12 protein-coding genes are annotated in these 14,533 nt (G+C 55.8%); 5 read left to right on the forward strand and 7 right to left on the reverse strand.

Features of this window, described 5'->3' with window-relative positions; translation table 11 throughout:
- Positions 1-5: 5 nt before the first annotated feature.
- The 3 genes from ACG0Z5_RS07345 to pgl form a co-directional block, all read right to left on the reverse strand.
- Positions 6-2,150: a DUF3274 domain-containing protein gene (locus ACG0Z5_RS07345; RefSeq protein ID WP_394446344.1), complete on the reverse strand. Its 2,145-nt coding sequence runs from the start codon at positions 2,148-2,150 to the stop codon at positions 6-8.
- Entirely contained in the window at positions 2,147-4,660 is a 2,514-nt protein-coding gene (locus tag ACG0Z5_RS07350) for a type VI secretion system Vgr family protein (protein ID WP_394446345.1), read from the reverse strand. The genes ACG0Z5_RS07345 and ACG0Z5_RS07350 overlap by 4 nt, the downstream gene beginning before the upstream one ends.
- A 340-nt stretch (positions 4,661-5,000) precedes the next feature.
- Positions 5,001-5,996 carry a 6-phosphogluconolactonase gene (gene pgl, locus ACG0Z5_RS07355; RefSeq protein ID WP_394446346.1) on the reverse strand — a complete coding sequence of 332 codons (996 nt, stop codon included), beginning with the start codon at positions 5,994-5,996 and terminating at the stop codon, positions 5,001-5,003.
- Positions 5,997-6,127: 131 nt separating this feature from the next.
- Between pgl and ACG0Z5_RS07360 the strand changes: the two genes are divergently transcribed.
- Positions 6,128-6,946: a pyridoxal phosphatase gene (locus ACG0Z5_RS07360; protein ID WP_394446347.1), complete on the forward strand. Its 819-nt coding sequence runs from the start codon at positions 6,128-6,130 to the stop codon at positions 6,944-6,946.
- Here the strand turns inward: ACG0Z5_RS07360 and modC are convergent, their stop codons facing one another.
- The 4 genes from modC to ACG0Z5_RS07380 form a co-directional block, all read right to left on the reverse strand.
- The gene (gene modC, locus ACG0Z5_RS07365) at positions 6,947-8,005 is read right to left on the reverse strand and encodes a molybdenum ABC transporter ATP-binding protein ModC (RefSeq protein ID WP_394446348.1); all 1,059 of its coding nucleotides are present in this window, start codon (positions 8,003-8,005) and stop codon (positions 6,947-6,949) included.
- A gap of 2 nt (positions 8,006-8,007) precedes the next feature.
- Positions 8,008-8,697, reverse strand: coding sequence for a molybdate ABC transporter permease subunit (gene modB, locus ACG0Z5_RS07370; protein ID WP_394446349.1), 690 nt, complete (start codon positions 8,695-8,697; stop codon positions 8,008-8,010).
- On the reverse strand, positions 8,694-9,470 hold the full coding sequence (modA, locus tag ACG0Z5_RS07375) for a molybdate ABC transporter substrate-binding protein (protein ID WP_394446350.1): 777 nt from the start codon (positions 9,468-9,470) through the stop codon (positions 8,694-8,696). The genes modB and modA overlap by 4 nt, the downstream gene beginning before the upstream one ends.
- 174 nt (positions 9,471-9,644) lie before the next feature.
- A complete protein-coding gene (locus ACG0Z5_RS07380) occupies positions 9,645-9,803 on the reverse strand; it encodes an AcrZ family multidrug efflux pump-associated protein (RefSeq protein WP_394446351.1) in 159 nt (52 codons plus the stop codon).
- A 127-nt stretch (positions 9,804-9,930) separates the two neighbouring features.
- On the opposite strand from ACG0Z5_RS07380, the gene modE reads away from it, so the two are divergent.
- The 4 genes from modE to galT all read left to right on the forward strand — a co-directional run bounded on the left by modE (position 9,931) and on the right by galT (position 14,533).
- On the forward strand, positions 9,931-10,719 hold the full coding sequence (gene modE, locus ACG0Z5_RS07385; protein ID WP_394446352.1) for a molybdenum-dependent transcriptional regulator: 789 nt from the start codon (positions 9,931-9,933) through the stop codon (positions 10,717-10,719).
- Positions 10,720-10,785: 66 nt separating this feature from the next.
- Positions 10,786-12,255, forward strand: a complete 1,470-nt coding sequence (gene modF / locus ACG0Z5_RS07390) for a molybdate ABC transporter ATP-binding protein ModF (protein ID WP_394446353.1) — start codon at positions 10,786-10,788, stop codon at positions 12,253-12,255.
- A 205-nt stretch (positions 12,256-12,460) separates the two neighbouring features.
- On the forward strand, positions 12,461-13,477 hold the full coding sequence (galE, locus tag ACG0Z5_RS07395) for a UDP-glucose 4-epimerase GalE (protein ID WP_394446354.1): 1,017 nt from the start codon (positions 12,461-12,463) through the stop codon (positions 13,475-13,477).
- A 9-nt stretch (positions 13,478-13,486) separates the two neighbouring features.
- Positions 13,487-14,533: a galactose-1-phosphate uridylyltransferase gene (gene galT, locus ACG0Z5_RS07400; protein WP_394446355.1), complete on the forward strand. Its 1,047-nt coding sequence runs from the start codon at positions 13,487-13,489 to the stop codon at positions 14,531-14,533.

Consider the following 14,533-nt stretch of genomic DNA (forward strand, 5'->3'; position numbering starts at 1 on the left):
TATCCTTATGCCAGTTGGCTGTCGCTAAGTGGTTCGGGCATATCCCATTGCAGATTTGGCACTTCTTTATTCCCTGCGGCCAGGTCACGGGACGGAACAACCGTCGTCGCGTTATTAAACTGGTTTACCACGCCATATTCGCCTGTCGGCAAAACAGCATTCGGTTTGTTCATATGAAATTTGGTTTGAGGTTCTTGCAGTTTTCCCGTCCTGTAATACTCAACAGTCGGCTTGAATCCATTCAACGGATCCCTCCAGTCAGCACGGTGCAACAGGCCCTCCCAGAATTTCCCGGCCTTGAAGTCAAAGGCCTTGCACTGGCCGATGGCCAGGTCAAACGCCATCGCGTGAGACGGTGCAAATTCGCTCATGACAATCGATGAATGCTGGCTGTAGCCTACCGGGTCGGTTTTTTGCCATTCCGCCTGCAACTCTTCATCCGTTTTCTTCCAGGTCAGCGTCACGCTCTGAAAATCTTTGCTGCCTGAAACGATGCCGTGAATCACTTCCCGCTTGCGGTCATAGCTCTCTACTTTCAGCTCGTCGGACGTCAAAACGTGGCCCGGTCGCCAACTGAGACTCTGGTAACGACTCACCTGATACGTCCCACTTTCGGTGCGTTTGATGGTGTACGCCTTCGCAGAATAAGAGATATAGGCATCCGGGCTGTTCGGGTCGATATACGCTTCATACGGGGTATCGCAGGTCGCCGGGTCGTCATCTTTTTTGTTTCGCTCGCCCTGTAGCTCGAAGATAAAAGGCGCCGGCAACTCTTCGCCATTAATCACCACGTCACTGTAGGAATAGGCCGCATTCATCACCGGCGTGGGGCTGAAATCCCCTTCGCGCTCCGGAGCCATACTGAACGGTTTCCCCTGTACGGCTTGCCCTACCCAGCGGTGCTGGCAAAACACCCGCTGGCGAAGATTGGGGATATCTTTGGCTATCTCATTCGGAATACCGCGCCAGCCAACCCCCTGGATAGGTTGCAGCGACACCGTGCCATCCTGGGGGCACCAGTAGTTATAGACCTTGCCGTTATTGTTCCGCCGGTATCTCATGTCTTCCCGCAGCGGATTGTCTGCCGCTTTCCGTGACGCGCAGCTGGCTTCCATCGCCTGCATCTCCCCGTCGGATAACTCGCCCCCTTTGTACTGCGTCGCCATCAGCGCGCAAAAGTGCCTGAATGTTTCCACCCGCGCCTGTTCCGTCTGGTGATGACCGGGCTGACCGTTTTCAAGAAGTCGCCCCTCCAGCGAGTACGGGGAATGATTCAGGATGGTACAGTTCACCGGGTCATAGCCGGCCTGCTTGACCAGCATGTTTGCCAGCATGGTGAGGATCGTGCCCTGACTGTGCGCCACCACGTTAATTACGTCATTTTGCGTTACCGGCTCACGGCGGATAGTCATGATCAAATCCGCCAGACGCTGGGCGGCAAAAAACTGATAGATACGGTGCGGGTTCGCGAAAATGGGATGGGTATAATCGCCTCCATTCGCGTACAACGAACCGAAACCGGCAGCGGCCAGGGCGGCCCCCCCGGCACCCGGCCCCAGCATATCGGGGATGCAGGTGGTGGCGTTCGCAAAGGTTCCGCCCCCTTTGGCAAAATTCACATCAAGGCCGTTTTTAAAGTTGTCATTCTGAAACTTAAACGGCCCCTTGCCATCGTTCCCCAGTTTGGCTTTCTTTTCCTTATCGTCTTCCTGATACGCGTCATAGGGCAGACGGGCCTGCGATGACAGCTTACTGATTTCGGCCTTGTAACGTTGCTGGTCAGCCTTGTAGTCGGCATGCGTGACCGGCTTATACCCCCAGTAGAACGGGATCACCGGCGAACGGCCCGGCTCTTTGATTTTCTTCTGGGCCTCTTCGTTGTGCATCATGATGAAATCGCGCCAGCCGTGCGCGTACAAATCCGTCCGGGCCAGGCGCTTACTCAGCCCGGCAATGATCCCCCGCTCCTGATTCTGATACGCCTCACCCACGTCGTTGACCCCGTGAACCAGGATAACAATACAGGGCATTGGGCGCGGGACGGCCACCCGGCACGTCTGGGCCACTTCCCCCAGATCTTTATGAACCGGGATATCGCCCTCTGAAATTACGCGTGGGGCATACGGGCTTTTTTTCGTCGTGTCCGTCATTCCATCAATTCCATTTTTAGCGTATCGAGATCGTCCGCATCGATGAGCGGTGTATAGCCGTCACTGTCGGTCACCCCCTCTGTCACTTGCCCGGATGAGCTGGTCATTCTGAATTTTTTGTTGGCGAGGATTTGCTGGTCGTCATCAGGAGAGTGCAGTTGGTAACGCTGTTTAAACGCCCCTTTGTTAAACGATGGCGTCTGGACCTGGGCGCTTTCCGGCCCGTCGTATTTCAGGCTCGGGCCTTTCAGCTCAATACCCGTCGGCGAGAAGATCGTCACCAGCCCGTTTGGGCTGATACGTATCCCACCGCCCCCGCAGGTAAACTGCATGCCCTGCTTGGCGCTACCGTTCATTTTTCCCGCGGTGCTGGTCAGCGTGAAATCCTGCTGTGACAGCATGTGCATGGCCCCGCGCTGGGCTTGGGTATTGATATCCCCGGCGCCGGCAATCAGCTGGATACCGAGCTTGCGGACGAACAGCGTGAGTTTATCGCCCACGGCCATCGAGAGTTTTTTAACGACGTTCACCGTGGCGTTATTTCCCGCGGTGGCGATCAAATCTTTTCCGGCCGATAGCTGCAGGGTTTGCGGCGTCACTTGAGCCAGCCCCTCACCGGCATACGTCAGAATGCCCGCGCCGGTCAGCTTGTTCAGCGTCTGCTTTAAGGTGTTTTGCCGATCGGTTTCCACAGTGTCGGCCCCCGCCGTCAGGGCGCTTTGTTGCAACGTTTTCGCCAGTGACAGCGCTTTTTCCAGCTGCGCCACGGCCTCGGCCATATCCAGCTGCTGCCCCTGGGCTCGTGGCTGGGCTTCGGTGGTGATCAGCATCCCTTTCGCGGCACGCAGCGTCATCCGGTTATCGGTTCGCGCTTCAACCCCTTCTCCGCGTGGTTTGCCCTCGGCATCGACCAGGTGGCCCACGCTGAGCTGGCTCTTTTCGTATTCGGTGGAAATCTTGACGTGTTCCTTGCCGCGCCTGTCCTCCAGGCGGATTTTGTTCAGACCGGCGGTGCGGATGACGTTGCGGGTATTGTTGCGGTTTGTGACCAGATCGGGGCGGGCACCGTCATGCATCACCTGGGCGATATACGGCCTGTCCGGGTCGCCATTCTCAAACATCACCGCGACTTCGGTCTTATCCAGCAGCGGAAAGTGAAAACCGTAGGTGTCGCCTGCATACGGCCTGCCCAGACGTACCAGTGCGCTTTCAAAGCCCGCCCGCTGTTCATCCAGGTCAAAATCAAACTTCACGCGGTAGCGGCCCTGCGCATCCACCCCGGCGTACGTTTTATCCCCCCCGATGGAGGCCACCCTTGCAGGCACCGATCCGGCAATCATCGGACGTGTCAGCAGTGCCGGTCGAAAACTGTAGCCATTGAGATACGGAATGCCGCCCAGAGTCGCACGATAGTGCTCAGCCCGACTCCCGCCGATCGTCATCGACGAAATCAAATAGCCTGATCTAAAACTGTCTGGAATAGGTCCAGTTGGCGTAAACATCATGCCGGGCTGCAGCGCCGGATCGCTGGTTGTCGCCCTCAGAATACTCTGACCATTAAGCAGCCGTTCATAACGCACCCGGGCGTAAAACGTGGCCGTTTCTCCTTCATCTCCGGCCACATCCCCGGATTCCAGAAAATGATCGGCATAGTGGTATTCCCTCCCGGTGGTCACGCCCTCGGGGATAGCATGCGTTTCAATGGTTTTATCGGTTTGCGGCGAGTGCGGGTCACGGTAGTTATAACTCCGCACCAGCACATTTTTGGGGATTAATGTGTGCTGCTCTTCCAGGTCAGTAATGTACTCGTCGTGACCGGTCAGGCCGGAATGGCGAACGTAGGGCAGCGTCTTGTCACTGAAAATATAACCCCCGACTGAATCACCAAAGATAACCACGGTTTCCGTCGGAACTTGGTCATGATTTTCAAAGCGGAACCAAATCCCGACTTCAGCCAGCAATCGGCGGATAAAGGTCAGGTCAGTTTCCTTCCATTGAACAATCATTTCCCGCCGTGGATAGCCGTGACTCAATTTATCGAAATCGATGTTATAGCCGTCAAAATACCCGCTGTCTTTCATCAGCTTCGTGACGAGCTCAGGAACCGACATATCCATGTAAACGGCAGAGCGATAGTTACGGTCCAGCAACGCCAGTTCATGCTCCAGGACGCACTCATAGAGTGCCTCATCGGCGGAGGATTTGATGCGGGAAAACGAGGTGATCACGCCGTTGATGTGTCGTACCGGCAGCCAGGGGGATTGCCCGTGCCAGGTCGCCTTTGGGTTTGGGGCACGGAGAAGAAATTCAGCCGTCTGGTTAAGCACGGCATTCATCGGGAGGTTTTGTTCCGGAGTGGTGAATCGGATGGTGTAGCGGTAAGGCTGACTTAACGCCTCTTCGCCTGTGAAGGAATGCACATCAAGGGTAATCGCTTTATTTTGGGGGAAAAATAATAAATAACGGTTTAACGTATTCTGCTGTTGAATCGTTCCTGATTGTCCTGCCATAGACAAATATCCTTTTCATATAACTTCCGATTTTATAAAAAAGAATACTCCCGCACCCAAACAATTAAAACACCCTTTCACTGCACCAAATCAGCATCACTGCCAAATTCATTCACCACAAAAATAAATAAACACCACATTAATCACGAAGAAAATAAAATATTCATGATGAAATACAGATAGGGTTATCTGTTATAAAACCGAGCGCGTAATAAACTTGCGGTTACGAGGTTGGCTTCATCGGAATAATAAAGGCCGTAACGTAATCCGTTACGGCCTTCTTCAGTAGCCAGGCAGAAAAAACTGATGCAAAGCGGTGTTTTTTATTTCAGCGCATGGCTTAGTGCGCGTTGACCACCACCCACATCGGGCCCTGGCCGACCGCATAACGGCCTTTCTCTTGCAACAGCCCCTGCTCACCCTGAATCTCATACACCGCAATGTGATGGGATTTCTGACCGGCAGCAATCACGAACTTACCGCTGTGATCGACATTAAAGCCGCGCGGCTGGGTTTCGGTTGGCTGGAAGCCCTGAACCTCGAGCACGCTGCCGTCTTCAGATACCGTGAACACCGTCAGGGTGCTGGAGGTACGGTCACAGGCATAAAGATGGCGGCCATCCGGGGTGATGTGAATATCCGCCGCCCAGCGCGTGCCGGTGAAGTCCGGCGGCATCATGTCCAGGGTCTGCACACATTCAATTTCACCGTGGGGATCGTTCAGTTCCCAGACGTCGACAGAGCTGTTCAGCTCGTTGACGCAGTAGGCGTACTGCTGATTCGGGTGGAACACCAGGTGACGCGGACCCGCGCCTTCCACGGTGGTCACTTCCGCCGGGGTCTGCGCAACCAATTTACCGTCGTCGCTCAGCGTAAACAGGCAGATGCGGTCCTGCTTCAGGGCCGGAACCCACAGGGTACGGTTGTCCGGGGTGATGTTTGCGGAGTGGCAGCCTTCAAGGCCTTCCACCACGTCAACCACACCGACCGGGAGGCCGTCTTCCAGACGCGTCACGCTGACGCAGGCCTGGTTGTAAGAACCGCTGAACAGGAACTGGCCGTGATGGTCAGTGGAAATATGGGTCGGGCTGCCCGGCAGTGCGGATTCCGCCGCGTAGGTCAGCGCACCGTCATCCGGGGCAATACGGTATGCCAGGACGCGAAACTCCGGGCGCACGCCAACGTAGAGATAACGCTTGTCCGGGCTTATCACCATCGGCTGAACCTGGCCCGGCACGTCGACCACCTGCACCAACGTCAGCTTACCGTCGTGATGCAGGCTCCAGACGTGGATCTGCTGACTTTCCGGGCTGGCGGTATATACGGTTTGTTTCATGAAAACTCCTTTCCATACTGCACGTGGAAGCAAATTATACATAATAGTGAGTGCTGAAAAATTTGCCCTGCGCGCGCTGCGGTGTACCATCGTGAGCTGCACATTTTTCAACATTAACCCTGGACTGCAACATGACATCACGCGTGATAGCTCTCGATTTAGACGGTACCCTGCTGACGCCCACGAAAACCATTCTTCCCGAATCCCTCGAGGCGCTGGCTCGCGCCAGACAAGCAGGTTACAAAATCCTCATCGTCACGGGCCGACATCACGTTGCTATCCATCCTTTTTATCAGGCACTGGCACTGGATACACCTGCAATTTGCTGTAATGGCACCTATTTGTATGATTATCAGGCAAAAAAGGTTGTCGAAGCCGATCCGATGCCGGTCGAAAAAGCACGCGCGCTGGTCGGTTTGCTGGCCGAACATGACATTCATGGCCTGATGTACGTCGATGACACCATGATGTATGAGCAAGCCACCGGGCACGTGACGCGTACCCTGAACTGGGCACAGCAGTTGCCGGAAGCACAACGTCCGTCGTTCACTCAGGTCGCGTCGCTGACTCAAGCCGCACAGGAAGTGAAGTCGGTGTGGAAGTTCGCGCTGACGGACCAGGACACACACAAGCTGAACAATTTTGCCAACCATGCGGCGAAAACGCTGGATCTGGAGTGCGAATGGTCGTGGCACGATCAGGTGGATATTGCGCGCAAGGGCAACAGCAAGGGCTATCGTCTGGCACGCTGGGTCGAATCGCAGGGATTATCGATGCAGGATGTGATTGCTTTTGGCGATAACTTTAATGACATCAGTATGCTGGAAGCCGCAGGCACCGGCGTGGCGATGGGCAATGCCGATGACGCGGTCAAAGCCCGCGCCAACGTCGTTATCGGTGATAACACCACCCACAGCATCGCCGAGTTTATCTACACCCGCCTGCTGTAATCAGGCGGTTATCGACACGCTTTTAATCTGCGCATACAGCCACTGGCCTGGCTTCACCGCCAGGTCATCGCGGGCCCACGGGCTGATGCGCGCCCACAGCGTGCGCCCCCCGACTTCAAGCTCGACTTCCACCTGGCCGTTATTGTCGTAGCAATTGGCCACTTTGGCTCGCAGCACGTTCCGGATACTGGTGTGCACCGGCGGCTGGAGCACCAGCGACACATCGGACGCCTGAATGCGCACCCGCACCGCCGACTGTACCGGGCGCTCAAGTTTGTTGACCCACAGATGCTGGTCGCCCAGCGCCAGCGCGGTCATCGCGTAATGTGGATGATGCTCCAGCACCGTGACTTTCAGAATGCTGCTTTGTTGATCCTGCGGCAGCCACGGATGCATCACGCTGCTGCCCCAGACGTCTTCCAGATTGCCAAACGCTTTAACGTTACCCTCCTCCAGGACCAGCACCTTATCGGCCAGATGCAGAATTTCATCGAGGGAATGGCTGACGTAGAGCATCGGAATGTTGATTTCGCGAGCCAGACGTTGCAGGTAGGGCAACAGCTCACGTTTACGTGGAATATCAAGCGAGGCCAGCGGTTCATCGAGCAACAACAGTTCCGGGGCGGTGAGCAGCGCCCGACCAATCGCCACGCGCTGTTTTTCGCCGCCGGAAAGTCCGCCAGGCAGGCGGTCGAGCAGCGTTTCTATCCCAAGCAGGGCCACCAGTTTATCGAACTGCCCGGCCATGCTTTTTGCCATGCCGTAGCGCAGATTGCCGCGCACTTTGTAGTGCGGGAACAGGCGCGCATCCTGAAAGACGTAACCAACCCGCCGCTTTTCCGGCGACATGCAAATCTTTTTCTCGACATCGTTGAGCACCCGCCCGTTGAGCACGATGCGTCCCTGCTGCGGTCGGGTCAGGCCGCTGATGGCGTTGATCAGCGATGTTTTACCCGCCCCCGAAACGCCAAATACGGCGGTTATACCGGTAGCGGGGAGCGATTCGTTAATGGTCAGGCAGTGGTTGCCGAGTGTCTGTGTGAAATTGAGTTCCAGCATGATTATTTCCCCATCCGCTCACGGCTGAGGCGCGCCAGCCATTCAGAGATCAGCAGAGAAACCAGCGCCAGCACAATGGAAATTACGCACAGACGCGCGGCAGCACCTTCCCCGCCCGGCGTCTGAATCAGGGTATACATCGCCGAGGGGAGGGTTCGCGTTTCGCCTGGGATGTTTGACACAAAAGTGATCGTCGCGCCAAATTCGCCCAGCGATCGGGCAAAGGCCAGCACGGTGCCGACAATAATTCCCGGCAGCATCAGCGGCAGCGTGATAGTCGCAAACACCCGCCAGCGCCCGGCCCCAAGGGTGCGGGCCGCCTGTTCGAGTTTGATATCAACGCCTTCCAGCGCCAGGCGTATGGCGCGCACCATCAACGGGAAGGACATGACTGCCGCAGCCAGCACCGCCCCGCGCCAGCTAAAGGCAAAGGTCAGGCCGAACCAGTCGTATAGCCAGGCACCGATAAACCCGCGCCTCCCCATCGCAATCAGCAATAAATAGCCGACCACCACCGGGGGCAACACCAGGGGAAGATGGATGACACTGTCGAGGAGCGCTTTGCCAGGGAAATTACGCCGCACCAGCAGCCAGGCAAAGAAAATCCCAAACGGCAAGCTGAACACCACGGCCAGGGATGACACTTTTAGGCTCAGCAATACCGCCTGCCATTCGGGATCGGTCAATATCATTGGTGCGTTGTAAATCCGTACTGTTTAAAGATGGCTGAGGCCTGTGGGCCTTTCAGATAATCGTAGAAGGCTTTGACCGTGGCGTTGTTGTGTCCGTCGGTGATAGCCATCGGGTATTCCACTTTTTTATGAGAATCTTCAGGGAATGTACCCACCACTTTGACACCTTTACTGGCCACTGCATCAGAACCGTAAACGATGCCCAGCGGCGCTTCGTTACGTTCCACCAGCGCCAGAGCGCCACGGACGTCTTCCGCCGGAGCCAGTTTCGGTGACAGGGTATCCCATGCGCCCAATTTCTGTAACGCTTCTTTGGCATAGATGCCCGCCGGAACGTGATCCGGATCGCCCACCGCCAGACGACCGCCCTTCAGCAGGCTGGACCAGTTGGTTTTGGCGTCAAGGGTGACTGCGCCCTGCTCGCTGGCTTTCGATGCAATAACAACCAGGCTGTTGCCGAGCAGCGTTTCACGGCTTGCGTTATCGATAGCTTTTTTCTCAACCGCGTAATCCATCCATTTCTGATCCGCAGAAATGAACAGATCGGCTGGGGCACCCGCTTCAATCTGACGCGCCAGGGTTGAGGAAGAGGCAAAAGAAGAGACCACCTCGACGTTGTTCTCTTTTTTATACTCTTTGGCAATGTCCTGCATCGCGTTGGTCAGCGAAGCGGCTGCAAACACGGTAATTTTGCCTGCGTCCGCCGCCGCATGCCCCACAACCGCAAGGTATAACGTTGCGCCAGCGAAAAGGCGTAACCATGATCGTTCCATCTGTAACTCCTGTGAATATCGTTATGTATTTTACAATATAACGATAACGGTAGGGTTTTCCCAGCGCAAATTAGGGGGATTCAGGGATACTATCGGCAGAAAGAAAAGGAACTTAAACGAAGAGAATACAGGTAAGGGATAAAAAAACGCCCGGCGGTGCCGGGCGTCTTGAAATCAATGATGTTGTTTGGACTGCTGGCCGTTGTCTTTATGGCCCACGTTCGACAGAACGTTAAACACTTCACCCAGACCGTAAATCAGCCCCAGGATGATTGCCATCACCACGGGAACCATGATCACGGCAAATACCAGACTTTTCAATAACTCTAACATGGTCAACTCCAGACACTGTGATTCCTTTATTGTAACTGCTTCATCAGGAAATTCACGCCCCTTTTGTGCGATGCGCTGTGTAATAATAGCGTTGACTGAGCCCTTTTCTTCTGAGCAGGACATGGATATGCAGGCCGAAATTCTACTTACTCTCAAGCTCCAGCAGCGCCTTTTTGCCGATCCGCGTCGCATTGCGCTGCTTAAGCAAATTGCGGTGACCGGCTCGATAAGCCAGGGCGCGAAGAATGCCGGGATTAGCTATAAGAGCGCCTGGGATGCGATCAATGAAATGAATCAGCTCAGCGAACAGCCGCTGGTTGACAGAGCGACTGGCGGCAAAGGCGGTGGCGGCGCGGTGCTCACCCGCTACGGTCAGCGTTTGATTCAGCTGTATGACCTGCTGGCACAAATACAGCAAAAAGCCTTTGACGTGCTTAGCCATGACGATGCCCTGCCGCTCGACAGCCTGCTGGCAGCAATCTCACGCTTCTCGCTGCAAACCAGCGCCCGCAACCAGTGGTTTGGCACCCTCACCCGCCGCGACCACCAGCAGGTGCAGGAACACGTCGACGTCCTGTTGGCCGACGGTGAGACGCGCCTGAAAGTGGCGATCACCGCCCACAGCGGTGAACGGCTGGGGCTGGAAGAAGGCAAAGAGGTCTTAGTCCTGCTGAAAGCGCCGTGGGTGGGGATCACTCGCGATGCGAAGGTTGCCGCCGCGGCCGACAATCAGCTGCCTGGCACAATAAGCCATATTGAACGCGGCGCAGCACAGTGCGAAGTATTAATGACGCTGCCGGACGGTCAGGTGCTGTGCGCTACCGTTCCGCTGGAAGAGGCCGCAGAATTACAGGCGGGCGAACCTGCTATCGCCTGGTTTAATGCCGACCGGGCTATCCTCGCCACCCTGTGCTGATGGCTTGACTTTCGCGGTCAGAAAACGTATCCCTGAATGACTTCGCTGCAAAAACCGGGATACATCATGTCATCATTGCAAATTTCGCAAGGTACGTTTCGTCTTAGCGATACAAAAACACTCTCTATTGCCGAGTTAACCGTTCGCTCCGGCGAGTCCTGGGCCTTTGTCGGCAGCAACGGCAGCGGTAAATCGGCGTTGGCCCGCGCCCTCGCCGGCGAACTGACGCTGCTTACCGGGACGCGTGAAAGCCAGTTCACACGCCCGACCCGCCTCTCGTTTGAGCAATTACAGAAGCTGGTCAGCGACGAGTGGCAGCGCAACAATACCGATTTGCTGAGCCCTGGCGAAGAAGACACCGGCCGCACCACCGCCGAAATTATCCAGGATGATGTGAAGGACGCCGCACGCTGTGAAGCGCTGGCGAACCGTTTTGGCATCCATCACCTGCTCGATCGTCGCTTCAAATATCTGTCCACGGGTGAAACCCGCAAAACGCTGCTGTGCCAGGCACTGATGAATACCCCAGACCTGCTTATCCTCGATGAACCCTTCGACGGGCTGGACGTGGCGTCGCGCAAAGCCTTAGCCGACCTGCTCGACACCCTGCATCAGGACGGCCTGACGCTGGTGCTGGTGTTGAACCGCTTTGATGAAATCCCTGATTATGTCCAGTTTGCTGGCGTGCTGGCTGACTGCACGTTACTGGAAACTGGCGCGAAAAAAGCCCTGCTCGAACAGGCGTTGATTGCCCAACTGGCGCACAGCGAAAAGCTGTCAGGTATTGCCCTGCCCGAGCCGGACGCCCCTCCTGCCCGTCTTACGCTATCGGACGATCAGCCGCGCATTGTGCTCAATAACGGCCATGTTTCCTATAACGACAAACCGATCATTAACGCGCTGAGCTGGACGGTAAACCCCGGCGAACACTGGCAAATTATCGGGCCCAACGGCGCAGGAAAATCGACGCTGTTAAGCCTGGTGACCGGCGACCATCCGCAGGGGTACAGTAATGATTTGACGCTATTTGGTCGACGTCGCGGCAGCGGAGAAACCATCTGGGATATTAAAAAGCACATCGGCTATGTCAGCAGCAGCCTGCATCTCGATTACCGCGTTAGCACCAACGTGCGTAATGTGATCCTCTCCGGCTTTTTTGACTCGATTGGTATTTATCAGGCGGTTTCTGACAAACAGCATAAGCTGGCGCAGGGCTGGCTGGATATTCTGGGGATAGACAGTCGTACCGCCGATGCACCTTTCCATAGTTTGTCCTGGGGACAGCAGCGGCTGGCGCTGATTGTTCGCGCCCTGGTGAAACACCCGACCCTGCTTATTCTGGATGAACCATTGCAGGGACTTGATCCGCTCAATCGCCAACTGGTGCGCCGCTTTATTGATGTTCTGATTAGCGAAGGCAACACCCAGCTGTTGTTCGTGTCGCATCACGCCGAAGATGCTCCGGACTGCATCACCCATCGCTTAGAGTTTGTGGCCAAAGAAAACGGCTACGGCTATGCGATAGGGGAACGGTAAGTTCACCTCGCGGGAGTTCCGGCTCCCGCTTTTCAGATAAAGAGCAACACCCCTTCGCAGTCGCTTTGATTTATAATGCAAAATCTTCATGTTTCAGGAACAAAACGCACCGTGTAAACGATTCCACTAATCTATTCCATGTCACACTTTTTGCATCTCTGTTATGCTAGTCTTATTACATACCATAAGCCTAATGGAGCGAAAAATGAGAGTTCTGGTTACAGGTGGTAGCGGTTACATTGGCAGCCATACTTGTGTACAGTTACTGAAACAAGGCCACGACGTCATCATTCTGGATAATCTCTGTAACAGTAAGCGCAGCGTGTTACCGGTGATTGAACGTCTGGGCGGGAAACAGCCGACTTTCGTTGAAGGCGATATTCGCAACGAAGCGCTGATGACCGAAGTACTCCACGATCACGCGATTGATACCGTGATCCACTTCGCGGGCCTGAAAGCCGTCGGTGAATCCGTCGCCAAGCCGCTGGAATACTACGATAACAACGTAAACGGCACCCTGCGTCTGATTGCCGCCATGCGCGCCGCTAACGTCAAAAACTTTATCTTCAGCTCTTCCGCTACCGTTTACGGCGATCAGCCCAAAATCCCTTATGCCGAAAGCTTCCCCACCGGCACGCCGCAAAGCCCGTACGGCAAGAGTAAGCTGATGGTCGAGCAAATCCTGACCGATCTGCAAAAAGCCCAGCCAGAGTGGAGCATTGCACTGCTGCGCTATTTCAACCCGGTAGGGGCGCATCCGTCAGGTGATATGGGTGAAGACCCGCAGGGCATTCCTAATAACCTGATGCCGTACATTGCGCAGGTGGCGGTAGGCCGCCGTGAATCGCTGGCCATCTTTGGCAACGATTACCCGACCGAAGACGGCACCGGCGTGCGCGATTACATTCACGTAATGGACCTCGCCGATGGCCACGTTGCGGCGATGGAAAAACTGGCTGAAAAACCAGGCGTTCACATTTACAACCTCGGTGCCGGAGTCGGCAGCAGCGTGCTGGACGTGGTTAATGCCTTCAGCAAAGCCTGCGGCAAACCCGTTACTCATCACTTTGCGCCACGCCGCGACGGCGACCTCCCGGCCTACTGGGCTGATGCGAGCAAAGCCGACCGCGAACTTAACTGGCGCGTCACCCGTACTCTTGACGAAATGGCGCAGGACACCTGGCACTGGCAGTCACGCCATCCGCAGGGTTATCCCGACTAAGGATTTGTCATGACTCAATTTAACCCCGTCGATCACCCACATCGCCGCTTTAATCCGTTGACCGGGCAGTGGATCCTGGTCTCGCCGCATCGCGCCAAGCGCCCCTGGCAGGGGGCGCAGGAAACGCCAGCCAAACAAACGCTGCCGACGCACGATCCTGATTGTTTCCTGTGTCCGGGCAACACCCGCGTCACCGGCGACAAAAATCCGCAGTACAGCGGTACCTACGTGTTCACCAACGACTTTGCCGCACTGATGACCGATACGCCAGATGCCCCGCAAACCGACGATCCGCTGATGCGCTGCGAAAGCGCGCGCGGCACCAGCCGGGTTATCTGCTTCTCGCCGGATCACAGCAAAACGCTGCCTGAGCTGAGCGTCAACGCACTCGAAGAAGTGGTACAAACCTGGCAGCAGCAAACCGCTGATTTAGGTCAACGCTATCCATGGGTTCAGGTTTTCGAGAACAAAGGCGCGGCAATGGGCTGCTCCAACCCCCATCCGCACGGCCAGGTCTGGGCCAACAGCTTTTTACCGAACGAAGCCGAACGCGAAGACCGTCTGCAAAAAACGTATTTCACCGAGCAGGGTTCACCGATGCTGGTGGACTACGTGCAACGTGAACTCGCCGACGGCAGCCGCACGGTGGTGGAAACCGAACACTGGCTGGCAGTAGTTCCTTACTGGGCAGCCTGGCCGTTTGAAACCCTGCTGCTGCCGAAAGCCCACGTGATGCGTATTACCGATTTAACCGATGCCCAGCGCGCCGACCTGGCGCTGGCGTTGAAAAAACTGACCAGCCGTTACGACAACCTGTTCCAGTGCTCCTTCCCGTACTCAATGGGCTGGCACGGTGCGCCGTTCAATGGCGAAGAGAATTCACACTGGCAGCTCCATGCCCATTTCTACCCACCTCTGCTGCGCTCGGCGAGCGTACGTAAATTTATGGTCGGTTACGAAATGCTGGCAGAAACCCAGCGCGACCTGACGGCAGAGCAAGCCGCTGAACGCCTGCGCGCCGTCAGTGACGTCCACTATCGCGAATCAGGAGTCTAA

Origin of the sequence: Scandinavium sp. M-37 (assembly GCF_043558715.1) — a bacterium.
Lineage (GTDB): Bacteria > Pseudomonadota > Gammaproteobacteria > Enterobacterales > Enterobacteriaceae > Scandinavium > Scandinavium vulneris_A.